This window comes from Chroococcus sp. FPU101 (assembly GCF_017312365.1).
GTDB lineage: Bacteria > Cyanobacteriota > Cyanobacteriia > Cyanobacteriales > Microcystaceae > Chroococcus.
The window spans coordinates 450,957-476,977 of record NZ_BLJI01000001.1; the positions used below are offsets into that span (position 1 = coordinate 450,957).

Annotated in this window: 22 protein-coding genes; 10 read left to right on the plus strand and 12 right to left on the minus strand. The window is 36.7% G+C overall.

The genetic code is table 11. The features are described 5' to 3' along the window. Positions 1 to 19: 19 nt before the first annotated feature. The gene (gene ftsH4 / locus CFPU101_RS01900) at positions 20 to 1,891 is read right to left on the minus strand and encodes an ATP-dependent zinc metalloprotease FtsH4 (protein WP_206813627.1); all 1,872 of its coding nucleotides are present in this window, start codon (positions 1,889 to 1,891) and stop codon (positions 20 to 22) included. A 308-nt stretch (positions 1,892 to 2,199) separates the two neighbouring features. On the opposite strand from ftsH4, the gene cobA reads away from it, so the two are divergent. Further along, the gene (gene cobA, locus CFPU101_RS01905; RefSeq protein ID WP_206813628.1) at positions 2,200 to 2,967 is read left to right on the plus strand and encodes a uroporphyrinogen-III C-methyltransferase; all 768 of its coding nucleotides are present in this window, start codon (positions 2,200 to 2,202) and stop codon (positions 2,965 to 2,967) included. Positions 2,968 to 3,041: 74 nt separating this feature from the next. Here cobA and CFPU101_RS01910 read toward each other — a convergent pair whose 3' ends face one another. Beyond that, on the minus strand, positions 3,042 to 3,539 hold the full coding sequence (locus CFPU101_RS01910; RefSeq protein WP_206813629.1) for a hypothetical protein: 498 nt from the start codon (positions 3,537 to 3,539) through the stop codon (positions 3,042 to 3,044). 392 nt (positions 3,540 to 3,931) lie between these two features. Between CFPU101_RS01910 and CFPU101_RS01915 the strand changes: the two genes are divergently transcribed. The 8 genes from CFPU101_RS01915 (at position 3,932) to CFPU101_RS01950 (ending at position 16,159) form a co-directional block, all read left to right on the plus strand. Beyond that, positions 3,932 to 7,573 (plus strand): AAA family ATPase, encoded by a 3,642-nt coding sequence (locus CFPU101_RS01915; RefSeq protein WP_206813630.1) that lies wholly within the window; start codon positions 3,932 to 3,934, stop codon positions 7,571 to 7,573. A gap of 128 nt (positions 7,574 to 7,701) precedes the next feature. Next, positions 7,702 to 9,378 (plus strand): ATP-binding protein, encoded by a 1,677-nt coding sequence (locus tag CFPU101_RS01920; protein WP_206813631.1) that lies wholly within the window; start codon positions 7,702 to 7,704, stop codon positions 9,376 to 9,378. A 39-nt stretch (positions 9,379 to 9,417) separates the two neighbouring features. Further along, the gene (locus CFPU101_RS01925; RefSeq protein ID WP_206813632.1) at positions 9,418 to 9,813 is read left to right on the plus strand and encodes a response regulator; all 396 of its coding nucleotides are present in this window, start codon (positions 9,418 to 9,420) and stop codon (positions 9,811 to 9,813) included. Continuing rightward, entirely contained in the window at positions 9,810 to 12,146 is a 2,337-nt protein-coding gene (locus CFPU101_RS01930; RefSeq protein WP_206813633.1) for a response regulator, read from the plus strand. Before CFPU101_RS01925 ends, CFPU101_RS01930 begins: the two co-directional genes overlap by 4 nt. Beyond that, the gene (locus CFPU101_RS01935; RefSeq protein ID WP_206813634.1) at positions 12,139 to 13,632 is read left to right on the plus strand and encodes an ATP-binding protein; all 1,494 of its coding nucleotides are present in this window, start codon (positions 12,139 to 12,141) and stop codon (positions 13,630 to 13,632) included. The genes CFPU101_RS01930 and CFPU101_RS01935 overlap by 8 nt, the downstream gene beginning before the upstream one ends. An 86-nt stretch (positions 13,633 to 13,718) precedes the next feature. Next, positions 13,719 to 14,768, plus strand: a complete 1,050-nt coding sequence (locus tag CFPU101_RS01940; RefSeq protein WP_206813635.1) for a hypothetical protein — start codon at positions 13,719 to 13,721, stop codon at positions 14,766 to 14,768. A 67-nt stretch (positions 14,769 to 14,835) separates the two neighbouring features. After that, positions 14,836 to 15,402, plus strand: coding sequence for a photosystem I assembly protein Ycf4 (locus CFPU101_RS01945; RefSeq protein ID WP_206813636.1), 567 nt, complete (start codon positions 14,836 to 14,838; stop codon positions 15,400 to 15,402). Between the two features lie 19 nt (positions 15,403 to 15,421). Beyond that, positions 15,422 to 16,159, plus strand: coding sequence for a peptidylprolyl isomerase (locus tag CFPU101_RS01950; RefSeq protein WP_206813637.1), 738 nt, complete (start codon positions 15,422 to 15,424; stop codon positions 16,157 to 16,159). A 16-nt stretch (positions 16,160 to 16,175) separates the two neighbouring features. On the opposite strand, the gene CFPU101_RS01955 is transcribed toward CFPU101_RS01950, so the two are convergent. From CFPU101_RS01955 to CFPU101_RS02000, 10 genes are all read right to left on the minus strand, one after another. Continuing rightward, positions 16,176 to 16,643: an MEKHLA domain-containing protein gene (locus tag CFPU101_RS01955; RefSeq protein ID WP_206813638.1), complete on the minus strand. Its 468-nt coding sequence runs from the start codon at positions 16,641 to 16,643 to the stop codon at positions 16,176 to 16,178. A 13-nt stretch (positions 16,644 to 16,656) separates the two neighbouring features. Then, positions 16,657 to 17,124 carry an SsrA-binding protein SmpB gene (gene smpB, locus CFPU101_RS01960; protein ID WP_206813639.1) on the minus strand — a complete coding sequence of 156 codons (468 nt, stop codon included), beginning with the start codon at positions 17,122 to 17,124 and terminating at the stop codon, positions 16,657 to 16,659. A gap of 24 nt (positions 17,125 to 17,148) precedes the next feature. After that, positions 17,149 to 18,567, minus strand: coding sequence for a carotenoid oxygenase family protein (locus tag CFPU101_RS01965; protein WP_206813640.1), 1,419 nt, complete (start codon positions 18,565 to 18,567; stop codon positions 17,149 to 17,151). Between the two features lie 3 nt (positions 18,568 to 18,570). After that, positions 18,571 to 19,080: a DinB family protein gene (locus CFPU101_RS01970; protein ID WP_206813641.1), complete on the minus strand. Its 510-nt coding sequence runs from the start codon at positions 19,078 to 19,080 to the stop codon at positions 18,571 to 18,573. Between the two features lie 26 nt (positions 19,081 to 19,106). Then, positions 19,107 to 19,670, minus strand: coding sequence for an aspartyl/asparaginyl beta-hydroxylase domain-containing protein (locus tag CFPU101_RS01975; RefSeq protein WP_206813642.1), 564 nt, complete (start codon positions 19,668 to 19,670; stop codon positions 19,107 to 19,109). A 21-nt stretch (positions 19,671 to 19,691) separates the two neighbouring features. Continuing rightward, positions 19,692 to 19,931 carry a hypothetical protein gene (locus CFPU101_RS01980; protein WP_206813643.1) on the minus strand — a complete coding sequence of 80 codons (240 nt, stop codon included), beginning with the start codon at positions 19,929 to 19,931 and terminating at the stop codon, positions 19,692 to 19,694. Positions 19,932 to 20,040: 109 nt separating this feature from the next. Then, entirely contained in the window at positions 20,041 to 20,739 is a 699-nt protein-coding gene (locus tag CFPU101_RS01985; RefSeq protein ID WP_206813644.1) for a hypothetical protein, read from the minus strand. Beyond that, a complete protein-coding gene (locus CFPU101_RS01990; RefSeq protein WP_206813645.1) occupies positions 20,714 to 21,196 on the minus strand; it encodes a hypothetical protein in 483 nt (160 codons plus the stop codon). Before CFPU101_RS01990 ends, CFPU101_RS01985 begins: the two co-directional genes overlap by 26 nt. A 5-nt stretch (positions 21,197 to 21,201) precedes the next feature. Next, the gene (locus CFPU101_RS01995; protein ID WP_206813646.1) at positions 21,202 to 22,611 is read right to left on the minus strand and encodes a MotA/TolQ/ExbB proton channel family protein; all 1,410 of its coding nucleotides are present in this window, start codon (positions 22,609 to 22,611) and stop codon (positions 21,202 to 21,204) included. Between the two features lie 99 nt (positions 22,612 to 22,710). Continuing rightward, a complete protein-coding gene (locus CFPU101_RS02000; RefSeq protein WP_206813647.1) occupies positions 22,711 to 22,920 on the minus strand; it encodes a hypothetical protein in 210 nt (69 codons plus the stop codon). A 242-nt stretch (positions 22,921 to 23,162) separates the two neighbouring features. Between CFPU101_RS02000 and CFPU101_RS02005 the strand changes: the two genes are divergently transcribed. Then, positions 23,163 to 25,739, plus strand: a complete 2,577-nt coding sequence (locus CFPU101_RS02005) for a peptidase domain-containing ABC transporter (RefSeq protein WP_242577718.1) — start codon at positions 23,163 to 23,165, stop codon at positions 25,737 to 25,739. Positions 25,740 to 26,021 lie beyond the last annotated feature (282 nt).

The window sequence follows — 26,021 nt, forward strand, 5'->3', positions numbered from 1 at the left end:
ATTAATATAGATAAGTTAATTACACAGCAAGCGCATGAGGTTTATCAAATTGAACCCGACCAAGATAACTTTGTAATTCCTCACCCTCAATCACTTCTTGATTTAAGATTTTTTGGGCTAATTCTTCAAGTAAATCTCGGTTTTTCGTCAGAATTGATAACGCTTGTTGATGACCCCCTTCAACAATATCTTTAACTTCTGCATCAATGGCTTTGGCTGTATCATCACTGACCATACGACGCGGGTTCATGCCATCCCCTAAGAAATTATTTTGTTGTCCCTTTTCATAGGCTAAGGGGCCTAAGACCTTACTCATACCGTAAGTTGTCACCATGCGTTCAGCTAGGTCGGTCGCCCGTTGTAGGTCATTAGCCGCACCAGTGGTAATCGTTCCAAAAACAACTTCCTCAGCAGCGCGTCCACCCAACAGAGTCGCAATTTGGTCGCGTAATTCGATATCATCCATCAAGAAACGGTCTTCGGTTGGCATTTGCAGCGTATAACCGAGTGCAGCCATCCCACGAGGAACAATCGAAATCTTAGCCACTTTACCACCGCCAGGCATTGCAGCACCGACTAAAGCGTGACCGACTTCATGATAAGCAACAATTTTCTTTTCTTTATCAGAAAGAACACGGCTTTTCTTCTCTAGTCCAGCAACTACCCGTTCAATGGCTTCATTAAAATCTGCTTGAGCAACCGTTGTCCGTTGGTTTCTCGCTGCCAGTAAAGCCGCTTCATTGACTAAGTTGGCTAAATCTGCACCCGCAAAACCAGAGGTACGAGTTGCAATCTCTCTTAGGTCAACTCCTGGAGCCAATTTTACTTTATTAGCGTAGATTTCGAGGATTTTCAAGCGTCCACTTAAATCGGGACGGTCTACTAATACTTGTCTATCAAAACGACCTGGACGTAACAAAGCAGGGTCTAGGGTTTCGGGACGGTTGGTTGCAGCGAGAACAATAACGGTTGCATCACCCGCACTAAAACCATCCATTTCGGTGAGTAACTGGTTCAGGGTTTGTTCCCGTTCATCATTACCACCCATAAAGTTACCAGAGGCGCGTGATTTACCAATGGCATCTAATTCATCAATAAAAACGATACAAGGGGCTTTCTTTTTCGCTTGTTCAAATAAATCTCGAACTCTCGCAGCACCTGCACCGACGAATAATTCAACAAATTCTGAACCCGAAATACTAAAAAAGGCCACACCCGCTTCACCTGCTACAGCTTTGGCGAGAAGAGTTTTACCTGTTCCAGGAGGGCCAATTAAGAGAACCCCTTTCGGAATTTTGGCACCAATTTGAGTATATTTTTGGGGAGATTTGAGAAATTCAACGATTTCTTCAAGTTCTGTTTTGGCTTCTTCAACGCCTGCCACATCATCAAACGTGATTTTAGTTGAATCGCCTTCTACATAAACTTTAGCCTTACTTTTCGTGATGGATAAGGCACCCGCAGGGCCACCCGCACCACCTGAACGACCTAAGAAAAACTGCCAAATACCAACAAAAATTAATGGCGGAATTACCCAACTAAGAATATTAGATACCCAGCCATTTTTCGGAGGAGGCGCGGCGGCAAATTCAATTCCTTTAGCTTCTAAGCGTTTGGGCAATTCTAAATCGAAAATTGGCGTAGTACTAAAAACTTGTCCTAGTTCGCCTTCGGGGGTTTTCACCTGATAGCGAATTTCATTTTGACCCACAGAAACGCGAGACACATTACCGTCTTCTACTTGGTCGATGAATAGACTATAAGGCATTCTGGGAATGGGAGTACCAAATAGTTGTGGTGCAAAAAGATTGAGCAGTAGAAATAAACTCCCAACAGTCAGTAAGACATTACCGATGATGCGGGAGCGAGAGGGGGGATTTTTTATACTCATTGCCAGTTATGATTGTTAAATTCATGCAGCTTATATCTATATTGACCATTGTAGGTGGATTTCGACCTCTGTCTGGAGTTCGGTCATGATGGATGTTACACCCTAAAGGTTCGGTAATTAACCCAATACAGATTAATCCTGATTTGAAATCTAGCTAAGACAAGTTTTTATGAAAAAATTGCATGGGGATCAAAATCCTGTATTATAAGATACTAAATTTATTACAAATCTTAATAGAGTAATAGTTATAGACCTACTCATCGAAATTCAATTCAATGAGTGTAGAAGGATTGTGTAGCCCAGTATTTATGAATCAATCGCATTGCCTCGGTAAGGTATATTTGGTTGGCGCAGGGCCAGGAGACCCAGGACTCCTCACCCTCAAGGGAAAAGTCTTACTTGAACACGCTGACGTAGTTGTTTATGATGCGTTGGTTAGTCCGCCAATTTTGGAGATGATTAACCCACAAGCAGAAAAAATTCATGGTGGAAAGCGTCGCGGTCGTCATTCAATGACGCAAGAGGAAATTACTCAGTTATTGATCGAAAAGGCGCAAGATAATGCTGTGGTCGTTCGTTTGAAGGGGGGAGATCCCTTTGTTTTTGGACGCGGTGGAGAGGAGGTAGAAGGCGTTATTGAAGCAGGTATTGAAGTGGAGGTGATACCTGGTATTACTTCGGGGGTTGCGGTTCCTGCTTATGCGGGTATTCCTCTAACCCATCGCAATTATAGCTCTTCGGTGACGTTTGTCACAGGACACGAATCAGCAGGGAAATATCGTCCGCAAGTGGACTGGAATGCGATCGCAAAAGGGTCAGAAACGATCGTTATTTATATGGGAATTCATAATTTAACTTATATTGTTGAGCAACTGGTTTTAGCGGGACGCAGTTTAGAAACCCCTATTGCTTTAATTCGTTGGGGTACCACGCCTCAACAAGAGGAGTTAGTGGGAACCTTAGCTACTATTATCAGACAGGTTGAAGAGACTGGATTTGAGGCACCTGCGCTCGCTGTTATTGGTGGTGTCGTGGGTTTACAGTATGCTCTGAGTCAACCCAACATAAAAGCCTAGCTTTTGAGGTTTCCCCCCTTATTAAGGGGGGCTAGGGGGATCTGAACCCTTTCACTATTGCATGAAAATTTGTCTTACTCTGCTGTAGGAGGAGTGGGAAGCAGTTTCGCCAGTTTATCAAGGCTGTCTACCACTTTATCATAAGTAGATTTGACCGCATCTTGATAGGTTTTAGTGGCTGCATCATAGTCTGATTTAGCAGTAGAGTAAGCGGCTTTAGCATCATCATATTTAGTAGAATAGCTATCTAACTTGGTGGTGATGCTATCATATTTAGCTTGAGTGGTGGGAATAACGACTTTAGAGCTAAAATCACTCAAACTAGAACGAATATCTTTAAAAAATGCGGGCAATTGCTGTTCAATATCTGCCGAAGTGTCATCATCAAATAAGTCATCAAAAGCATCAAGGCGCGTTTGTAAATCAGTAATTTGAGTTCTGAGTTTCAAAGCGTCTTCGGGTGCAATAGTCGGTGCAGTAGCAGTTGCTGCCCAAGCCGTTGTATTAAATGTTAATACAAAAACACTAATTAAAGCCAAGAATGCTGTTAAAAGTTTTTTCGGGTTAGTCATCACAATTATTCCTCGGTTAAAGTTAACTTGCGAAGGGCAAGCGGTGAATGGGCGACTTTAATCTAAACGTTGAATAAGATTCTATCTTTTCAACAATTTTAGAACTCTGCTCATCAATAAGTCTAAAATTAATTCATTTGTCAAGTGTATAGATTACATTTTTGATGTAACAATACATCATTAGTAGAACAAGCAAGGATTTTTTCTATATGTATACAATATCATTCCATCATCGGTTTTTTTTTGAGTTTAAGTCTTTTTTAAGGTTTGAGATTAGTTAAGATTCTTTGACAACCTGTAATAGATCAACAGCTTATTTCAATATCTTCTATAACCCGAATAGAAGACTCAATCTGTTTAGTATAATAGGATCACTTGAAGCTTACAACACTATGGAAATCGGAAATGTCAAAATAGTAACTCAAATTCATGAGAGTTCTAATTCGATTATTTATCGAGGAATTTGGCAAGAAAACCAACAAAGCGTTATTCTCAAAGTTTTAAGACTAGATTATCCGACTCCCGCACAACTACACCGCTATCAACAAGAATATTATTTTACGCATCATTTAAACATTAATGGTGTCATTAAGGCTTATCAATTGCAATCTTATCAAAGAACACAAGTTATTCTTTTTGAAGATTTTGGCGCATCTTCTTTAGCACAACTTTTTCATTTGAAAGCTTTACCTTTGGAGCAATGGCTAGAAATAGCAATTAAACTAAGTGAAATTTTAGGATATATTCATGCAGCCAAGATTATTCATAAAGATATTAATCCTGCTAATATTGTTTTAAATACTGAGACTAAACAGCTTAAATATATTGATTTTGGGATTGCTACCCAACTCAATCGAGAATATCCGATTTTACAAAATCCTAATCTTTTAGAAGGGACATTAGCTTATATGTCTCCCGAACAAACAGGACGAATGAACCGTTCTTTGGATTATCGTACTGATTTTTATTCTCTTGGTATTACTTTTTATGAATTACTAACTGGACAACTTCCTTTTCAAAGTAATGACCCACTGGAGTTAGTTCATTGTCATTTAGCTAAATATCCGATTCCACCTCATGAAATTAACTCGGATATTCCTGAGATCATTTCGCAAATTATCCTCAAAATGATTGATAAAAATGCAGAAAATCGTTATCAGAGTGCTTGGGGAATTAAATCAGATTTGGAAAAATGTTATCGACTTTTTACATCTCAATCATTACTAATTGATTTTTCATTAGGACAAAAAGATATTTCAGAAGCGTTTCAAATTCCACAAAAACTTTATGGTAGGGAAAAAGAAATACAAACATTACTTGATACTTTTGAACGAGTCAGTCAAGGTCAAAAAGAAATCATATTAGTGGCTGGTTATTCGGGGATTGGAAAATCAGCTTTAGTTCAAGAAATTTATAAACCGATTACTCGTCAAAAAGGTTATTTTATTTCTGGAAAATTTGATCAACTTCACCGCAATATCCCTTATGCTTCACTAATTCAAGCTTTTTCCGAATTAATTCGCCAAATATTAACTGAGACAGAAGAACAAATTACACAATGGAAAAAGAAGATATTAGAAGTATTGGGAATTAATGGACAAATTATTGTTGATGTGATTCCAGAAGTTGAATTAATTATTGGCAAACAACTGAGTATAGCAGCTTTACCACCAACAGAAGCACAAAATAGATTTAATTTAGTTTTACAGAATTTTGTAACCGTTTTCGCTAAAGAAGAACATCCTCTTGTGATCTTTTTAGATGATTTACAATGGGCAGATCGAGCGTCATTAAAATTTTTAAAAACTTTAATGACTTCTACTAAGATTCAATATTTATTTTTAATTGGTGCTTATCGAGATAATGAAGTAAAAAAAGGTCATCTTTTAAAACTATTACAAGCTGAGTTAGAACAAGAAGGAATCAACATTCATTCTCTGATTCTTCAACCCTTAACAGAAAATGATATTAATGCTCTTTTGATAGATACTTTTAAGAGCGAATTTTTGGAAACTCAGATCTTAGCTCAAGTCGTTTTTCAAAGAACTCAAGGTAATCCATTTTTTATCAATGAGTTTTTAAAATATTTATATACAAAAGAATTGATTTATTATCATTTACAGTTAGGTCAATGGGAATGGAATATTGCTGAAATTCAGAATGTTCCAATTACTAATAGTGTAGTCGAATTAATTGCCGACAAAATTAAAAAGTTATCAGAGTCTACGGCAAATGTTATCAAAATTGCTTCTTGTATTGGTAATACCTTTGACTTGAATACATTAATTATTGTTGCTCAAAAATCCAAAAAAGAAATTGTTAATAATCTTTTGGAAGCGATTCAAGAAGGTTTAATTATTCCTCTAGGAAATGACTATAAATATTTAACTTTAGACTTTCATGAGCCGTTAAAAGTTACATATAAATTTATTCACGATCGCGTACAACAAGCTGCTTACTCTTTGCTTTCGCCACGTCAAAAACAAGAAAATCATTTACAAGTTGGTGAGTTAATACTTAAATATAGTTCGGTGGATGAACGAGAAGAAAAAATCTTTGATATTGTTAATCATCTTAATTTTAGTCTTCCTTTAATTACTGCTCACGAACAACTTGAAGAAATAGCACAATTAAATTTAATGGCTGGACGAAAAGCCAAAAAATCGGCCGCTTATGATGCTTCTTTTAGATATTTAAAACAAGGTTTAGAATTATTACCTGCTGAACGTTGGCAAAAACATTATAATTTAACGCTTGAACTCTATTTAGAAACAGCCGAAGCTGCTTATTTATGTGTCAATTTTGAAGAAACAGAAAGATTAGTTTTAATTATTATTAAAAATGCTCATGATTTATTAGATAAAGTTAAAGCTTATGAAATTGAGTTAGCTTCTTATATCTATCATCATAAATATCTTGAAGCAATAGAAATTGGTTTATCAGTTTTAAGGCTATTAGGGATTAAATTTCCGCAACATCCCAATCAATTTGCTCTTTCAACAACTCTTTTAAAAATACGTCTCAGTTTGATAGGTAAAAAGATTGACGATTTAGTTAACTTACCCACCATGACGAATTTAAAAGCACAAGCAATTATTAGAATCATTATTGTGATTGCGCCATCAATTTATATGGCTAATCCAAGTTTACTTTTTATTGCTATTGTGCAAGGTATTCAATTATCTTTAAAATATGGTAATTCTAATGAATCTGCTTATCTCTATTCAATTTTTGGCTTGATTTGCTGTGGTGCGCTTAAAGATATTAATACAGGCTATCAGTTTGGAAATCTAGCTTTAAAATTATTATCTAAACGACAAATAAAATTTTTAGAGTCCAAAATTGTTTTATCAATTAATATGGGGATTACATTTTGGAAAGAACCTATTCAGCAGACCTTCTCATCCTTAAAAGAAAATTATCAAGTAGCGATGCAAATTGGTGATTTAGAATATGCAGGTTATTCAGCATCAGTTTTTTCTAATCATGCGTTATTTAATATTGAACAATTAAATTTAGCTGAACAAGAGATGAATTCGTTTAGCCAATCTTTGCAAAATCTTAAGCAAGAACGCAATGTTAATTTTGTAAATTTAACCAGACAAGTCGCTTTAAATTTTATGGGGAAAGCTGATGACCCTTGTTTGATTGTCGGTGAATCGTATAATGAAGATGAACTATTACCACTAGAACTAGAAATTGGCGATCGCAATAAACTTTTACAAATCTACACTCATAAACTACTCTTGAATTATTATTTTGAAAATTATCAAATTGCTTTAGAACATTCTCAAATTGCTGAACAGTATATTGATGGTGGACAAGGTACAATTACTATACCAACTTATTATTTTTATGACGCTTTATGTAAACTCAAGCTTTACTCTAAATTAAACCCCAAACAAAAGCAAAGTATTGTTAAAATTCAGCAACAATTTAAACTCTGGAGACAATTTGCTCCGATGAACTTTGCTAATAAATTTTATCTCATTGAAGCTGAGAAATATCGTAACTTAAATCAAATACAACAGTAATCGATTGTTATGAAAAATCGATAGACTTAGCCCAAAAACATAATATCTTATCAGAAGAAGCACTAGCTTATGAATTAGCGGCTAAATTTTATATCTCTCAACACAAAGAACGTTTAGCGAGAAACTATATGCAGGAAGCCCATTACTGTTATGCTAAATGGGGAGCATTGGCTAAAGTTAAACATCTAGAACAAAACTATCCTCAATTACTCACACTGAATAAAGAAAAACAGATATCTGTAACGCTGACGAGTCAGGAAACGCATCAATTACTCGATCTTGCAACCGTTATGAAAGCGCATCAAGCAATAGCAGAAGAACTCGTATTAGATAAACTATTAATGAATCTAATGCAAATTCTGATCACCAATGTCGGAGCGCAAAAAGGTTACTTAGTTCTAGAAAATCAAGGACAGTTATCGATAGAAGCAGAAGGCAACGCGGAACTTAATCAATATACCGTCTTACAATCACTTACTTTAGAAAATCATTTGCCGATTTCTGTCATTAATTATGTCATGCGGATGCGAAATAGTTTAATTTTAGATAATGCGTTTCAAGAAGGTAACTTTATTTCAGATACTTATATTCAAACCCATCAAATCAAATCTGTTTTATGCACACCCTTAATCACTCAAGGACAATTTAAAGGGATTATCTATCTAGAAAATAACCTGATTTTTGGTGCATTTACCCCCGAACGACTCAAACTCATTCAACTGCTTTCAGGACAAGCTGCGATCGCAATTGAGAACGCACAATTGTATAATCAATTAGAACAGAAAGTTATTGAACGAACTCAAGAACTCACACAAACTCTAGAAACTCTTAAAACCACACAACAAGAACTGATTCAATCAGAAAAACTTGCCGCATTAGGTCAACTCATTGCAGGTATTGCCCATGAGATTAACACACCACTGGGGGTGATTAACTCCTCTATTGGAAATATTCGCTATTTCTTTGGACAAAACCTAAAACCATTTCTCGATTTTTGGGATACCTTATCGGTTGAACATCGTACCGACTTACTCGCATTAATCGAAAAAGTCAGCCAACCCTCTAACCCATTATCCACTAGAGAACAACGTCAACTCAAAAAAACCCTTATTACTGAACTCGAACAACATCAGATTAATAACGCATCTAATCTCGCTAAAATTTTGATTAATTTAGGAATCTATCAACAGATTAATCCTTGGCTATCCCTACTCAAAACATTTGAAGGGGAACAACTGCTAAAAACGGCCGCCGAATTTGCTAATATTCAAACCAGTATTAATAATATTGCCACTGCAACCGAACGAGCGTCTAAAGTCGTCTTTGCTCTCAAAACCTATGCCCGCTATGATCAAGGTGGGCAAAAAATACAAGCCGATATTATCCAAAGCATTGAAACTGTTTTAACCTTGTATCAAAATCTCCTGAAACAAGGAGTAGAAGTCATCAAACACTATCCCGAAGAATTACCCCAGATTTGGTGTTATCCCGACGAACTTAATCAAGTTTGGACAAATTTGATTTATAATGCCCTACAAGCGATGGACTTTCAAGGAACCCTCACCATCAAAGTCCGAAACCAAGACCATCGTTTATTCGTCAGCATCACCGATAGTGGTAAAGGTATTCCCGAAGAAATCATCCCCCGTATCTTTGAACCTTTTTTCACCACCAAACCATCAGGAGAAGGAAGCGGGTTAGGGTTACATATTGTCCGACAAATTATCGAAAAACATCAAGGTGAGGTTGAAGTATCTTCTAAAGTGGGAAAGACTACTTTTACGGTTGCTCTGCCAATAGATTGAGGAGATAGAATAAAAACTGGATAAATGATGTCATTGACTATGACCAATCTAGCCATCGTGTGCGTTGATGATGAAATTTCCGTGTTAAAAAGCCTCGAAATCGAACTAGAAAAGGCTTTCGGAGATACTTATCTATATGAATTTGCCGAAAGTGCGGACGAAGCTCTAGAACTTTTGCAAGAACTCGAAGAGAATAATATAGAGACTCGCATGATCATTTCAGATTGGTTGATGCCAGGGATGAAAGGGGATGAGTTTCTGACACAGGTGCATCGTCAGTATCCTCATATTGCCACCGTTTTACTCACAGGGCAAGCCGCCGAAGCAGTGATTCAAACCACCCAACAAAACGCTAACCTATATGAATATTTACCGAAACCTTGGTCAAAACACAAATTTTTGGCAACGGTTCAATCTGCATTAACTCAATCATGAGTAAACTGGTTATTCTCTGTGTAGACGACGAAAAAAGTATTCTAGATAGTCTCCAAATTGAGCTAGAAGCCGCTTTAGGAGACAGTTACCTCATCGAACTTGCCCAAAGCGGTGAAGAAGCCTTAGAAGTCATTGAAGAGTTAGTGGCCGAGAATTATGAGATCGCTTTGGTGATTGTCGATTACATCATGCCTGGTTTTAGAGGTGATGATTTATTAATTCGCATCCATGACCAGTCCCCAAAAACAGTTAAGATTATGCTGACGGGACAAGCGGAATTAATTGCGATCGCAAATGCCATTAATAAAGCAAATCTCTATCGCTATCTGACTAAACCTTGGCAATCAGACGATTTAATTCTCACCGTTAAAGAAGGGATTTATCGCTACTGTTTTGAACAACAACTCGAAACCATCAACACGCAACAAGCGAACCTCATAGCAGAACTCCACGACAGCCAAAATCAGCTAAAACAATTTTTAGAAGCGGTTCCCATTGGTATTTTTATTACCGATGCACAAGGAAAACCTTACTATCTTAATCAGATGGGACAACGCATTACAAATAGTGATGAGCCTCCAGATATTTCAATTTTTACATTACTAGAAACCTATCAAGCTTATTTAGCGGGTACTGAGCAAATTTATCCTCTCGAAAAAACGCCGATTTGGAAAGCTATTCACGGCGAAAGTAGTACCGTAGATGATATGGAATTACACTTAAATGATCTTAGAATTCCTATCCAGGCAAGCGGCACACCCATCTATGATCAAGAAGGCAATATTATTTATGGTATCGTTGCCTTTCAAGATATTTCAGAACGCAAACAAGCTCAAAAGGTTCTTTCTGACTATAATCGTACTCTAGAGATCCAAATTTCCGAACGTACCGAAGCCCTTCAAGAAGCTAAAGAAGCCGCAGAAGCCGCAAATAAAGCTAAAAGTGCTTTTTTAGCGCATATGAGCCATGAATTACGAACGCCTCTGAATGCTATCTTAGGTTTTGCTCAACTCATGGAACGAGAAGCCAGTTTAACGCCGCGACAACAAGAATTTCTCGCTACCATTAACCGTAGTGGTGAACATTTATTGAATTTAATCAATGATGTATTAGAAATGTCGAAAATCGAAGCAGGGCGAACTGTTGTACACCCCGTTGCTTTTGATTTACATCGACTTTTACAAACCTTACAAGAAATGTTTCAAATTCGCTCTGAAGCAAAACAACTTTATTTACAGTTTCAAAGTAGTACAGATTTACCGAATTATATTATTACCGATGAAGGAAAACTGCGTCAGGTTTTGATTAATCTTTTGAGTAATGCCGTAAAATTTACTCAAAAAGGTGAAATTATTTTGCGAGTGAATTGGCATCAACTAAAAAGCGACAAACAAATTAAGCTTTTATTTGAGATTGAAGATACAGGAGTTGGTATCTCAACATCAGAAATCCAAAATTTATTTCAACCTTTTATCCAAACCGAAAGTGGCATTCACGCGAAAGAGGGAACAGGGTTAGGTTTAGCCATTAGTCGTCAGTTTGTACAGCTAATGGGTGGCAATATTTCAATTAGAAGTAGCCTAGGTAAAGGTTCAGTTTTTGGCTTTGATATTAAAGCTAAACTCGCTGATGCTTCAATGATTATGATTCCATCAGCCAAACGAGTCTTACAACTGGCTCCTGATCAACCACAATACCGCATTTTAATCGTTGATGATCAACAAGAAAATTGTAATTTAATTGCTCAACTCCTCGATAGTGTCGGTTTTTTGACTGAAACTGCGTGTAATGGAGAAGAAGCAATTAGTATTTGGCAAACTTGGCAACCTGCTTTAATTTGGATGGATATGCGAATGCCGATTTTAAATGGATATGATGCAACGCGACGCATTCGACAATTAGAGACACAATCCCATACGGTTATTATTGCACTCACCGCCAGCACTTTTGATGAAGAACAACATCACTGTCTTGCTGTTGGTTGTGACGATTTTGTCGGTAAACCGTTTAGAGAACAAGATATTTTTGACAAAATGAGTCAATATTTAGGAGTGCGTTATCTCTATTCTGAATCAATTTTGTCTGTTGTATCTTCATCTGCTCACTGTCAACTGAAAGCTGATTCTATGACACCATCCGATTTATCTATCATGCCGAAAATTTGGCTTAGTGAAATGAATCAGGCTGCTACTAGAGTCAATGCTAAATTATTGAATCAACTCATACAACAAATTCCAACTGAACATCAAAACTTAGCCAATGCTTTAACCGAATTAACTAGACAATTTCGCTTTGATCTCATTGTTGAGTTAACCCAGTCTAACCATGAATGAATCTAATTTAACTAAAGGTAATATTTTAATTGTTGATGACACTCCCGATAATCTCCGCTTGCTTTCAACCATGTTAGTTGAACAAGGTTACGATGTGCGGAGTGTGATTAATGGTGCAATGGCTATTATGGGGGCTAAAGCTGAACCACCCGACTTGATTTTACTAGATATTAATATGCCGCAAATGAACGGATATGAAGTCTGTCAGCGTTTGAAAGCAGATAATGAGACCCAAGAAATACCCATTATTTTTATTAGTGCTTTAGAAGATGTTTTTGATAAGTTACAAGCTTTTTCAGTGGGTGGAGTTGATTATATTACTAAACCGTTTCAAGTTGAAGAAGTTTTAGCCAGGATTGAAACTCATTTAACGATTTGTCGGCTACAAAATCAATTAAAACATCAAAATCTACAATTAAAATTAGAAATTGAACAACGCACACAAGCTGAAGAAAAGTTTGCTAAAATTTTTCGATCTAGTCCGAATCCAATTGCTATTGTCAGTTTCAATAATCATCAATTTTTAGATGTTAATCCGAGTTTTTTAAAATTAAGTGGTTTTACGTTAGATGAAGTACTAGGACATACCACTTATGAACTTTGGTCAGGGAAAGATAAAGAAGCGATCTCAATAACGATTCAAGAGTTACCACAAACGGGTATTATTTACAATAAAGAATTTGAACTACGAACTAAAACAGGTGAATTGAAAATTGTTTTATTTTCTTTAGAATTAATTGAACTTTCGGAACAAGTTTGTGCTTTACTGATCGCCAATGATATAACAGAACGGAAACGCTTAGAAAATGAATTTATCTCTTTAGTGAGTCATGAATTAAGAACACCGTTAACCTCTTTAATGGGTTCATTAGACCTTTTAGAATCAGGACAATTAGGTAAACTTGAGCCATCGGGACAAAAACTTTTAAATATTGCTATTACCAATACGGAAAGATTAATTAGACTTATTAATAATATTTTGAATCTAGAACGGATGAAATCGGGAAAAATTAGTATAGAAAAAACACAATGTATGGCAGCAGAATTGATGAAACAAGCCATAGAAACAATGCAAACAATGGCAGAGCAATCACAGATTCAACTTATCAGCCAGCCCCTTGATCTAGTCATTTATGCTGATAGCGATCACTTGTTACAAACCTTTACGAACTTACTTAATAATGCAATTAAATTTTCCCAACCTGATACTAAAATTTGGTTTAGTGCAGTTACCAATGAACAACATATTTTATTCCAAATAAAAGATCAAGGACGAGGCATCCCTAAAGATAAACTAGAACTAATCTTTGAACGATTTCAACAAGTGGATGCGTCTGACTCACGGACTAAAGGAGGAACAGGACTAGGTTTAGCCATCTGTCGTCAAATTGTCGAACAACACAAGGGAAAAATCTGGGTAGAAAGTGTCTTGGGTGAAGGTAGTCAATTTTTTGTGCAATTGCCGTTAGAAATAGATTCTAAATAATCAGTCGAAAATGTTAGTTTTGTGTGCCTAATGGGAATTCTAAACTCGAAGCCATAGATATCAGGCATAAGGATAGGAAACTCACTATGGATAAATCACCCGAAACAGTCATTAACAACTCTAATGCTCTACCTTGGTGGAAACTTCCGATTTGGGGTGAGGAAAGTATTATCGAATATATACTCAGTCGTGGTAAGTCTCCCATTGCTGAAACAGCCATCATGTTACACAGTCGGGAAATGATGGATGCTCATTTTTTTGCTAAAACAGCCGAGAGCATTGATAGTGAGAAATTTACAAGCCAAGAATTTATTCTGTTTCTCAAGATTAAATACTGTTTAGCTAAAGGAATAGAAGAATATGAAGGACTTGCAGATAGTGTAAAACTCTTACAAGCCGCTATTGAAGCCAAAAATAGTTTTATTACCCTCGACCAAACTGAATTACGTTATCGTAGTTCCAAACAGCAGGAATTTTATCAGTTTGTTGAAAAGTTATTAACGAATCATGAAGATAAAGAAAACTTTAAAACTCAAATTCAAGAAAAGTTAAACGAAGTTTTGCCATCTGTGAAAACAGAAGAAGGAAAAGTAGCACTCCAAGGTTACGTCAAAGAACTAGATAAACTATCGGAGTATGAACTAGGATTAAAACTACTCGCTTTGTTTAAAACCTATCAACTAGCAGATTATTCAATTCTTAGAACGGTTGCTGATATGGTTAGTACCTTACGCGAAAAAGAAGCGATTGATTTTAAGGGTTTAATTGCATTAGTAACCAGTAAATATGAAGTCTTTGAAAAACTGAGAAACATTATCGGAGTTTCCGAAAAACGAAGCAATCCTGATACTTATGCGCGCATGATTCAGTACATCACCCTTGGCTCTCGACATAAAGCATCATACGCTAAATTTGATGAACTGCTTCAAGTATTAAGAAAATGGATCAAGCCTTATTTTGCAATTAGTGCAATTCGTGGAGAAAATCCCCCCGATAAATATCGTCAACCCAAAGCATTTCGAGAACCAATTCCAGGTGAAAGTACTTACCAAAAATATAAGAAATCATTAACTGACCCAAAAACGGGGCGTATCTATCTTGATTTGGATGAGGAAACGGTTTCAGAAAAAGCATAAAAAAAATTACTGCTGCTTTCGGCTACAATGCTTTTATAGGTAAATCATCACCTTCAGCATTTTAAGAATGGCAGTACAGCAAGTAACCCAAGATAACTTAGTCCTTCGTCAAGAGGTCATCGGTTCTCGTCGTTTTAGTAATTATTGGTGGGCGACCATTGTATCTCTCGGTGGCCTTGGCTTTTTGCTATCGGGACTTTCTAGCTACTTGAAGGTTAATTTACTTCTCGTTAGCAATACGACAAGTCTACAATTTATTCCCCAAGGCGTGGCACTCCTATTTTATGGAGTAGCAGGTACTCTACTGGCCTCCTATTTGTGGTTGTGTATTTACTGGAACCTTGGAGGGGGCTACAACGAGTTTAATAAAAAAACGGGTACCATTAAAATTTTTCGTTGGGGTTTTCCTGGGAAAAATCGTCGGATCGATTTAGATTACAAGATAGAAGATGTCCAAGCGGTTCGTGCCGAAATTAAGGAAGGAATTAACCCAAAACGAGAACTTTATCTCAGAGTTAAACCTCGTCGAGATATTCCTTTAACCCGTGTCGGACAACCTCTATCTCTCTCGAAACTGGAAAATCTCGGTGCAGAACTAGCTCGATTTCTAGAAACTCCTTTAGAAGGTTTGTAAATCTTTACAAAAAGCAATCATGGGTAAATCGCTCCAATATTGGTTTAGTTTTTTGCTGTGTTTTTTGGTTTTAAATACTGTATTACTTACAGGTTGTTCATCAAATGATACAGGTACCAACACCAGCAATGCAACACCAACTGAAACCACCACTTTAGCTCAAGCAAATAATTTAAGTATGGATAATTATGTACCTCGTCTTGACGGCACTGCTGTAGTCGAGATGACAATTAAAGGTTCTCCCGTTCTCATCGAAGTGGATGGGAACAACGCCCCCGTCACAGCAGGAAATTTCGTTGATTTAGTGCAACGGGGTGTTTATAATGGGCTGGTCTTTCATCGCGTTGTTAAAGATCCTGAACCCTTTGTCGCGCAAGGGGGTGATCCTAGAGGTAATGGAACAGGTGGTTTTATTGATCCCACGACTAAAAGAGAACGTCAGATCCCTTTAGAGATTAAACTTAAGGGTCAAGAGCAACCTACATATGGCAAAGGACTTGGACGACAAGCGGGTGTTTCTGCCCCTTCTGTTGTCTTGGAACATAAACGGGGTGCGCTTGCAATGGCACGTTCTCAGATGCCGAATTCCGCGTCCTCTCAGTTCTATTTTGCTCTATCGGATCTAGAATTTCTTGATGGTGACTATGCCGTTTTTGGTCATGTTACTAAAGGAATGGAAGTCGTTGATCAGATTAAGCAAGGCGATAAAATTGATTCAGCTAAAGTAATTTCAGGTTCCGAAAACCTGAAAAAATAATTGGATTATCGCGTCTTTACAAAAATTGCCACTCAGCAAAAGTCGCCGCTTGTCCTAGATAAATCCCGTGAGCGTTCGTAATATTCCAAACGATCGCATTTTCAATTTTAAAAAGTCTTCCTGTGCTAGTAATTCGGATACCTTGATAATGATCGATGTATCCTTTTTTTTTAGCGGTATCAAGCATTTTGGCTCGTTCTGCCTCAGAAATCGTATCTTTTACTGTTTTTCTAGAAGGCGTTTTTAGTAAATCTAAGAAACTGATTTCCCAGAGATTGAGTGCTGTTTGATTACCATAATTAAATATGGGGTCACTTTTAGTATCATGAGAAACAACAACAAAGGGAGCTAAAAAAAGACTTTTTGCTTGTTCTTCTAAATCACTTTTTCGTTCAATTAAAGCTCGATTTAGTCTATTCTCATAGCTATTTAGTAAATTCTGTGTCCAAATTATAACTTCTGAATTTTGCCAAATTTTGCTCATGATGAATGACTAACTACCAACGTTTGACAGCGCGTTGCATTTCTCGTTGATCCTGACGACGCTTTAAGTCTTCTCGTTTGTCGTGTAGTTTTTTCCCTTTACCCAGTCCAATACTCACTTTTACCCAACTTCCCTTAAAATACATCTTGAGGGGGACGAGGGTTAAGCCTTTTTGTTCAACTTGACCGATTAGTTTATTAATTTCTTTGCGGTTCATCAACAATTTTCGACTGCGACGCGGGTCATGATTGAAGTATTCACTACTCGCATCATAGGGTGAGATATGAACATTAATTAACCACGCTTCCCCATTGCGTAACAAAGCATATCCATCGCGTAAATTGACTTTTCCCGCACGAATAGACTTGACTTCAGTTCCCACCAGTTGCACTCCTGCCTCAAATGTCTCTAAAATCTCATAGAGAAAACGTGCTTGGCGGTTGTCACTAATAATTTTGATTTTATCGTCTTGATTTGCCATATTGATCTAGGATAACACCTGTTTTCATCTTGCGCTTTGCCAAGTTCCATGAAATCCAGGGGGAATGACACTAGGAAGTCCTAAACGACAAATTGGATCATTTTCTAAGTGTTCGCTATTATAAATTTGAACTTCGCTACGATGCTCATTCCCATCATAGACAACGGTGATTATCCATCCTTGTTCATCGTGAGAAACAAAAATTGGTTCACTTGCGTAATAATTTTTTTCTAGATTAGCAACGGATAACGTTTGTGTCTTGTGGTCAAATTTGGCGGGAATTCCTAAAATTTCTCCTCGGTTGTCTACATCTTTAGAATAAACCAGTAAATAAGTCACTTGATGTTGTTTTCCCACTTGGTATGATGGAATAATTGGAAATTCGCAACCTTGTTCACTCAGCACATTTGTATCAATTAGTTTGCCTGTTTTTGGATTGAGACGAATTTGGGTTAATTTCCCCTCTGCAAGGGTATGAGTTTCTCCTGTGACAACTTCTTTAAGAAATTGGTTGGTTAGAAAATCTTGATAGCGAACACATTCAACAACAATCGTACCGTCATTCTCGACATATCCGTTTGTAAAATGCCACTGAAACCAAGAATCAATGGTATTTTGAGTAATTAAATTGAGAGTTTGACGGTCAAAAATTAATACTTGTGTTCCTAAGTCGGGTTTCCATTCAAACGCATCACCGACACTCTTTAAACCCGATAAAGCAAAAAACAGATTCACTCTCAAGGGTGAAATAAAAAAGATGATATACTCTCCCGCAATGACAAAATCATGAATTAGCGGTAAACCTTGTAGGGTTGTTGAGCGTTGTTGTAGAATTTTTCCATGACGATCACAGCGATATAATTTAAGTTGGGTATCTTTTCCCGCAACGACACCAAAATTATAGATTTCTCCAGTTAGAGGATCAATTTTTGGATGTGCAGAAAACGCATCCCCTGTTGTGAGTCCCCCTAAATCATCGGTTCCAAAAGTTTCGAGGGTTTGCAAGTCTAAAGCATGAGGGTATCCCCCTTCCCACAAAGCGAGAAGTCGATCGGAAAACGCTAATACTGATGTATTGGCACAATTTTTATACGTTTTTCCCCAACTTTTCCAAAAAGCACCTGGTACCGTCATTCCATAATTTGGATAAATATATTGATTTGCTTTAGTTTCTTCTTGATATCCTTCGGTTTGGACGTAGCGATAAACCGCAGAGGCACCATCGTTGGTAAAATGAACTCCTAAAATCGCACCATCACCATCAAACCAATGACCGACTCTTGTTCCCCCTCGTTCTAGTCTACCAGGGCCATTGCGGTAAAGTGTTCCTCTAAATGATTCTGGAATAGTACCCGAAAGAATGGGTAAAGGAGTTAAAGGGAATTCTTCTGCAGTGGTAGAAATCGCTTTTGACCAAGATTTCGGCGATGATGTTTTAATCATAATTTATTCTTTTATTTCTGCACCAGGAAGCCATAATAAATCAGTAACACCTGGTTCATAACCGACTTGCTTAATCAAAGTCGTCACTTGTCCACGATGATGAGTTTGATGATTGAAAAAGTGTAGAACCAAATGCCCTAAAAGATAAGTGTGATCTTTTTTTCTCACAATACTATGATAACGAAACGGTTGGGCGAGTTGGTGTTCTGTAAGATTATTAATCCAGTTTTCTATATCTTGATCAGTTTTTTGTCGTTCTTGCCAAAGTGTTACAAAGTCTGAGTATAATTCTTGCTCAAGAGAGTTGACTTTAAACAAATTATTTTTAAAGCGTCCTAACCAAATGCGATCGGCAAGTAAAATATGATTTAGGGTACCGTGAATGGATTTAAAAAACGCGCCTTTGTCTTCTTTACGAACCGCATCTGGAATATTTTGACAAATGCTGTAGATTTTCTCATTCATCCAGCAATTATAGGAACAAAGCGTTTTTATATAGTCTAATCCTTGCATTTTCAAGCCTTTTTCGGCAGTTAACTCTATTTTGGTGTTAATTTTTTAAAGATCTTTTGCAACAAGTTAGCATCATCAGGCGATTTTTGAGCCACCTCAATTACTTCTAGAGGATATTGGAAATCGAGTAATAAAACAACCCTTTTTTCTGGGCCACGATGCCAAACTTCATGTTCTGTTGTATCATCAAAAACCAAACATTTTCCTTCTTGCCAATTCCGAGTTTCTTCTCCAACTCGAATTCCACAGCCAACGCATCCCATTAAACCTAAATGACAACGTAGCACACCTTCAGGATAACCCGAATGAGGTGCGATATAAGTATTCGGTTGCAATGAAGAAAAACCAGCAGTTATCATCCCTAGAATGCTTTCTACCAGTCGCGTTGTCTCAGGACACAGTTGACAGTTTTTATGAAGTTTCATGTTATAGGCATATAAACCAAAAACGTCCCAACCTTTACCATATAAATGTTTTTCTGGCCAGGGTAAAAAGTCATTTTGCTGAAGTTGTTCTAATTCTCGTCGAACAATTTGCCAGTTATCCTCTAATGTTTTGATAAAAGGAAATTCATCTGTATTTTTAAACATCTTACACCCCTGTCAAATCAGCTACTTATTAAGTTTTTTTAATCTTCTTTTGTGTTGTTTTTGTCGCCAAGCACGCTGTATCAAAATTAAGGCAGTTGTCGTCAAAGTGCTGACAATTTCCTTTATTCCTCCCATCCGCTTTAAATTCTGCCAGCTAAAGACGAGCCATTGCCAAGATCTTTTAATCTCTCTTTTTAAAGTTTTCTTTTCTTTAGGGGGATAGGATACTGTAAAAGGTGAGTTAGGTTCTGGGTTAATCATTGAACTTATACTGTTTTTGACACTCCTGTATATAATACTATTTACCCTAAAAGTCATTAAAAATAAAGAGGTTAGTTCAATTAGTATTGACCCATGCTGTGCTAAAAGTCTATTGTACGCCGATCGCACGTCCACCAGAGCCAAAAACGATCGGTGTTTGTAGGGTATGGGGTTCCCAACCGACATCAAAACCGTTATCCCAAGCTTGTTTTCTGGCTACTCGAAATGTCGCAAAACTATCGGGACGCACAATAAAAGCTAAATAGTCTGTTTTCGGATTAAGTGTTTTTAGTAAAGTCGCAAATTTAGCATCTTTTTGAGACAATTCTTTAATCGTTTCCCCAACATTAGCCGATTTAGGTTCATATAAAATTGCATCACCTCCTACAAAGCGAACTCGATAAAAATCTGTTTCTGTTTGAAAAGATTGTAGTTGTTTCATCATTGTTATTCTACATCTTTCATATTCTTGGATTTTAAAAAGATAATCTTGGTAGGAGTATTCATCAAGTGTTGAAGGATCAGGGGGTTCTTGACAAGTTGGTAAAGTATTTAATAATTCATTTAATTGTCGATCAACTATTTTGTCATCAATATACGACACGCGATTATTGCGTATTTCAAAAAAATAAGGTTGTTTTTTACTGGCTTTAACTAAAGGAGTCCGTATAATAGAACCAGTTTGAACCGTAATTAAAGTAATAAATAAACTGACAAACATCAAAACACCAACAGTATTTGTTAAAATATCTAAAAATGAATCTAGATTCTGTGTTGGTAGATTATTTTGTCTTCGTCTTCTTCGCATCTGTTTCTGTCTCTATTTTAATTTTCCAATTTTGATCAATCGGTTCGTAACCGATATCAATTCCTTGTTTTTCGATTAATCCTCTAACTTGCTGAAATGTTTCTATCCCATCGGGACGCACAGCGACAATTAAATACTCTTTATCTTTATTTTGTTTGAGAGTCAAAAGCAATTCTAAGAGAGTATCAGAAAGTTTTAAGTATTGTTGAGGGATAAATTCTTCTTGAGGATAAATAATAATTCCATCTTGACGACATTCAATATATCTAGGTTTTTTAGACGCATTTTTACCTGTTTCAGATTTAGCAATAATTGTAACTGATTGCTGTTCGCCAAATATTTGAGTCGTTAAAACAATAATCAATAAAATAAGTGTGCCGATGGTACAAGCTAGAACAGAAAGAAAGGGAAATAATTCGATTTCTGTAGCTGGAGGAGAAAAAGAACGCCGCCGCATAAAGATTATTCATCATCCATAAAACTAACAATTCTTGGTTTACTCAATTTATCTAAACTAGGTTTGAGTTGAGTTAAACTTTCTTTAAGATCAGTTAAAAGTTTTTCGGATTCTAAAACTTCTATCAAAGAATGGTTTAAATTTAGTAATCCTTCTTTGATTTGATTGATTTCTGTCAGTTTTAGGGTCGCTTGTTCTAATGAATTTAGTCGATTTTCTAATAAATTTGAAGTACTTTCTAAGTTTTGACTAATTTGAGCAGCTTGTGCTAAAAGATTTTGAACCGTTTCTATATTACTAGAGCGAATCAGTTCGATAATATTTTCTAAATTAGCCAGTAAAGTAACCTGATTTTTTTGTTGTTCGATTAAAGATTCGGAAAATTGATTTCTATCTTGTAAATTATTTTGATTAAGTTGTTCGATTTGTGTCACCCAATTAGAACTTAAATTTTGTAGCTTATCTAATTCTATGACAAAACGCTGTGTGAATTGGCTAACCGCTTGTTGAGCGTATTGATGAGCAGGTTCAATCAATGATTCAGGAGAGGGAAAATATTCTTTTAAAGCTTCGGAAACGGTTTGATTAATCGTCGTCGTATCTAATAAAGTTTCCTGTTTTTCTCCAAAATTTCCTAATAATCGATCATGAATAAAAATATCTATTGCCAATAATAAGCGAGATTCATAACGTTCAACTAAAACCAAAGGAATCATCACTAAAATACTTAATAACAAAGCTAAAAGAGTCGTATCAAAAGCAATAGCTAAACCCGTGGTTACTGTGCCAATTCCTTTTTTAATTTGTTCAATATCACCCGCTTTGTCTAATAATCCTGAAAAACCATTAACAGCAGCACTAATCCCAAAAACTGTACCAATAAATCCTAAGAGTGGAATCGCCCAAACTAAAATTCTTGGTAAAGCATAAGAACTTTCGGAAGAACTTAGATAAAAGGACGAATCATCTAACGCAATTTCTGAAGCAGCTTTCCGACTATTGGACTGAAGATAAGCGGCAATGACTCGACTACAACGAGTGGCTAATAAACTGTTAGAACGAGATAAGTTTTTTTGTAAAATAGATAAATCTCTATTGGATGGATCATTAAAAAGGTTGGGAATTTCGGGAACTAAATTTTGTTTAAACAAAGATAGTTCTTTGCTCACCTTAAGCCATTTAGTTATCGTCAACGTAACCACGATCGCACTAAACCAAATTGCTAAATATTGCGTCCAGCCTCTCTCATATAATAAAATACCTAAATAGGAACCCCTAAAAGGTAAAACTAGACCATAAATTACTAGACTCAGAATTAAAGCGATCACCAAAGTTAAGCCAAAATTAATATCTAGTTTTTTCCGCTCATGATCACTCGCCACCCAGGGAGATAAACCCTCATTTCTTCGCTGCATTTGATTGTTCAAAATATAAACTAAACAAATAATACTAGAAAACCCGCATCAATCTGTTATATCATTGCGGGTCTAAAAGTCAGTAATAATTACAAATTTTTAATAACTATCGTCTTTTAGAACTGTTTTAGAGGATAATAATTGATTAGCGGTCACCAGAGAATCAGCAACGGCTGTACGATCCGTTAAGGCAACAGTCGGAGTTGCTAGAATTTCTTGTGCTTCTTGACGATAAATAGCCCCAGTGACTAAATCAACTTGATCAATTGTCTCTAGGTTGGTACACACTTTTGCTACAGATTCAGGCACTTGAAAAGCCCTCCTATCTCGCTTATCTTTCTATTTTAGACAATAAAACAAATTAATTTCAAAACACATCTATCGAGGGGAGAATTATACTTAGACTCACCCCCAAGTGAAGAATCAACATTGTTTTTTGCATAAAGTGTACCGAAACAAGGACAATAGGATAAAGAACTGTTTAAGACTTTTGATCAGCAAAAGTTTTTCTTAAAGAGCGATGAAAGCCTGAGCGAACATTTGTATTACTAATGTCTAGCAACAACATTAATTCTTCCCCACCCTTCAAACAAGAAAATTCATCGATTCTAATGATTAACTGGGACAAACCGCCCTTTTGTTGGCTAAGTCCAGAACAACAACTACAATTAAATCAAAAAGCACAAGTTTATCACTACAAATTAGGCGAAAAAATTTGGGGTTCTGAGGAGACAGACGATCGCTTTACAGGATATTTTCTAATTATCGCAGGTAAAGTTCGCCTTAGACAAGAAGACTCAACTCAGTCTCTAGCAACCTTAGATGTAGAAAGTTGGTTTGGTGATTGGTTAAAAACAGAGATCCCCATTAAAGCAGTTGCAGCGAGTAAAACCGTCGAAGTTATTCGCTGGGATAATACGCTGTGGAACTCAGTTACCACCGTCGCTATCCAACAGTTTTGGACTCAGCAGCAAACCCGTTTAATCACTCACACCGTTGAAACCTCAAAAACTATATCAGGTTATCCATTTATTTCAAGTACAAATACAGGTGCAGCGTGTTTAACCATGGCTGCCTATTATCTCCAACTTCCTGCACAATTAGAATGGATACAACGGCGTTTACGAGGGCAAAAACCCCAACAAATCATTGATGCTGGCGAAAAAATCGGGCTACAACTGAGAAAGCTACAACTATCTTGGATGGATCTAAAACAGATACAATTTCCTGCGTTAATCCACTGGCAAAACGAATCATGGGTTGTTGTCTATGGCATTAGAGGCAATCGTTTAATCATTAGTAATCCGCTTAATCCTGATTCTAAGAACGAAAGTATCCCTAAAACCCTTGTCGAAGCATCATGGGATGGCAAATTATGGCAAATTGAACTCATTCAAAAGCAACAACGATTTAATTTAACTTGGTTTCTCCCTGCGGTTTGGCAATATCGAAATCTACTTTTTGAAGTTCTGTTAGCCTCATTTACCCTACAAATTTTGGGTTTAGGAACACCGATTATCACTCAAGTCATCATCGATAAGGTCATGGTACAACAGAGTATCCCCACTCTCGATGTTATGGCACTTGCTTTACTCGGTGTTGCCGTTTTTGAAGCTATTTTAGGGATTCTACGTTTATTTATTTTCACTCATACGGCGCGTCGTCTCGATTTACGATTATCTTCTCAGCTATTTCGTCATCTAATGCGTCTTCCTTTAGCTTACTTTGAAAATCGTCGAGTAGGTGATACAGTAGCCAGAGTTCAAGAATTAGAAAATATACGAGAATTCCTTACTGGAACAGCAATGACAGTCATTCTCGATAGCATTTTTGCGGGTGTTTACCTGGCAATTATGTTTTATTACAATACTAAATTAACCTGGATTGCCTTAGCTGTTTTACCCTTATTTGCGCTACTCACTTTATCCGCCACCCCGATTTTACGATATTGGTTAAACGAAACATTTAATCGTAGTGCCGACAGTCAATCTTTTTTAGTTGAAACAATTACTGGAATTCAATCTCTTAAAGGTCATGCTGCCGAAAATAGCACGAGAGAACGCTGGGAGGGATTATTTGCCCGTTTCATTCGTACAGGTTTTAAAGCCTCTACAACATCGAATATTAGTAATAACATTGGGGGATTCCTAACCAATTTTTCTAATCTTTTAATTCTTTGGTTTGGGGCGCAATTAGTCATCGAGCAAAAGTTTACAGTAGGTCAATTAGTCGCTTTCCAAATGCTATCAGGACGAGTCACAGGGCCATTATTAAGATTAGTGCAATTGTGGCAAAATCTACAACAGGTTTTACTCTCAGTGGATCGAATTGGTGATATTCTTAATGTTCCTCCCGAAGCTGAAGCAGGAACAGGATTAGTTTTACCACCCCTACAAGGTGAAGTCATTTTTGATCAGGTAATTTTTCGCTATCAACCTGATCAAGAACCGATATTACGAGGTATTTCTTTTACGGCTAAACCTGGAATGTTTGTCGGAATTGTGGGTAGAAGTGGCTCAGGAAAAAGCACTTTATCGAAATTAATTCAACGATTATACCCGATCGAAACAGGACGAATTTTAATTGATAGTTTTGACTTAAATAGTGTTGACTTAGGCTCTTTACGACAGCAAATTAGTGTAGTTTTACAAGAAGATTATTTATTTAATGGAACGATTTTAGAAAATATTTCTTTGAATAATCCAGATCTGACCGATGAGCAAATTGTTCAAGCAGCTAAACTAGCAGTCGCTCATGATTTTATCTGTGATTTACCCTATGGATATGATACAAAAGTCGGTGAAAGAGGTGTCGCTTTATCAGGAGGACAACGACAAAGAATTACACTAGCACGTCTGTTTATTTCACAAGCACCTATCCTAATTTTAGATGAAGCAACAACGGGATTAGATGCAGAAACCGAGCAACAAGTTTTACAAAATTTACAAAACTTTTCACAAAATCGCACCGTTTTTATGATTGCCCATCGCTTTGAACCCTTACAAAAAGCAGATTCAGTTTTAGTCTTAGAGAAAGGGATTTTAGTAGAACAAGGAACTCACTTAGAATTATTACAAAAACGCGGTTTATATTGGTCACTCTATCAACGTCAGCAAAGTAGTTTTTAGAACTTGTCGTTGTTGAGTCATGGTAGATTCCATAGTCTTTTTACTTCTTGCACACTAACTTCGGCAGCAGCTTTCATTAGCTTGTCCCTTGTCAATGGCTCGCACTAACAAGTCTAGCATAGCACTTGGTGAAAAAGGTTGAGCCTCTAAAACACCTAATAAGGCAGTATTTAAGCGAGAATAAGAATATTTAATCGTTCTCTTACATTTTGCAGTTCTTCTAATTCTAAGATAGTTCTTTCGGTTTCTCCATAATTTTCAAAGATTAACCATTCTTTACGC

Coding starts and splice junctions, on each gene's coding strand:
- ftsH4 (WP_206813627.1), bottom strand. CDS start 1,891: ATGAGTATAAAAAATCCCCCCTCTCGCTCCCGCATCATCGGTAATGTC.
- cobA (WP_206813628.1), top strand. CDS start 2,200: ATGAATCAATCGCATTGCCTCGGTAAGGTATATTTGGTTGGCGCAGGG.
- CFPU101_RS01910 (WP_206813629.1), bottom strand. CDS start 3,539: ATGACTAACCCGAAAAAACTTTTAACAGCATTCTTGGCTTTAATTAGT.
- CFPU101_RS01915 (WP_206813630.1), top strand. CDS start 3,932: ATGGAAATCGGAAATGTCAAAATAGTAACTCAAATTCATGAGAGTTCT.
- CFPU101_RS01920 (WP_206813631.1), top strand. CDS start 7,702: ATGCAGGAAGCCCATTACTGTTATGCTAAATGGGGAGCATTGGCTAAA.
- CFPU101_RS01925 (WP_206813632.1), top strand. CDS start 9,418: ATGACCAATCTAGCCATCGTGTGCGTTGATGATGAAATTTCCGTGTTA.
- CFPU101_RS01930 (WP_206813633.1), top strand. CDS start 9,810: ATGAGTAAACTGGTTATTCTCTGTGTAGACGACGAAAAAAGTATTCTA.
- CFPU101_RS01935 (WP_206813634.1), top strand. CDS start 12,139: ATGAATGAATCTAATTTAACTAAAGGTAATATTTTAATTGTTGATGAC.
- CFPU101_RS01940 (WP_206813635.1), top strand. CDS start 13,719: ATGGATAAATCACCCGAAACAGTCATTAACAACTCTAATGCTCTACCT.
- CFPU101_RS01945 (WP_206813636.1), top strand. CDS start 14,836: ATGGCAGTACAGCAAGTAACCCAAGATAACTTAGTCCTTCGTCAAGAG.
- CFPU101_RS01950 (WP_206813637.1), top strand. CDS start 15,422: ATGGGTAAATCGCTCCAATATTGGTTTAGTTTTTTGCTGTGTTTTTTG.
- CFPU101_RS01955 (WP_206813638.1), bottom strand. CDS start 16,643: ATGAGCAAAATTTGGCAAAATTCAGAAGTTATAATTTGGACACAGAAT.
- smpB (WP_206813639.1), bottom strand. CDS start 17,124: ATGGCAAATCAAGACGATAAAATCAAAATTATTAGTGACAACCGCCAA.
- CFPU101_RS01965 (WP_206813640.1), bottom strand. CDS start 18,567: ATGATTAAAACATCATCGCCGAAATCTTGGTCAAAAGCGATTTCTACC.
- CFPU101_RS01970 (WP_206813641.1), bottom strand. CDS start 19,080: ATGCAAGGATTAGACTATATAAAAACGCTTTGTTCCTATAATTGCTGG.
- CFPU101_RS01975 (WP_206813642.1), bottom strand. CDS start 19,670: ATGTTTAAAAATACAGATGAATTTCCTTTTATCAAAACATTAGAGGAT.
- CFPU101_RS01980 (WP_206813643.1), bottom strand. CDS start 19,931: ATGATTAACCCAGAACCTAACTCACCTTTTACAGTATCCTATCCCCCT.
- CFPU101_RS01985 (WP_206813644.1), bottom strand. CDS start 20,739: ATGCGAAGAAGACGAAGACAAAATAATCTACCAACACAGAATCTAGAT.
- CFPU101_RS01990 (WP_206813645.1), bottom strand. CDS start 21,196: ATGCGGCGGCGTTCTTTTTCTCCTCCAGCTACAGAAATCGAATTATTT.
- CFPU101_RS01995 (WP_206813646.1), bottom strand. CDS start 22,611: ATGCAGCGAAGAAATGAGGGTTTATCTCCCTGGGTGGCGAGTGATCAT.
- CFPU101_RS02005 (WP_242577718.1), top strand. CDS start 23,163: ATGTCTAGCAACAACATTAATTCTTCCCCACCCTTCAAACAAGAAAAT.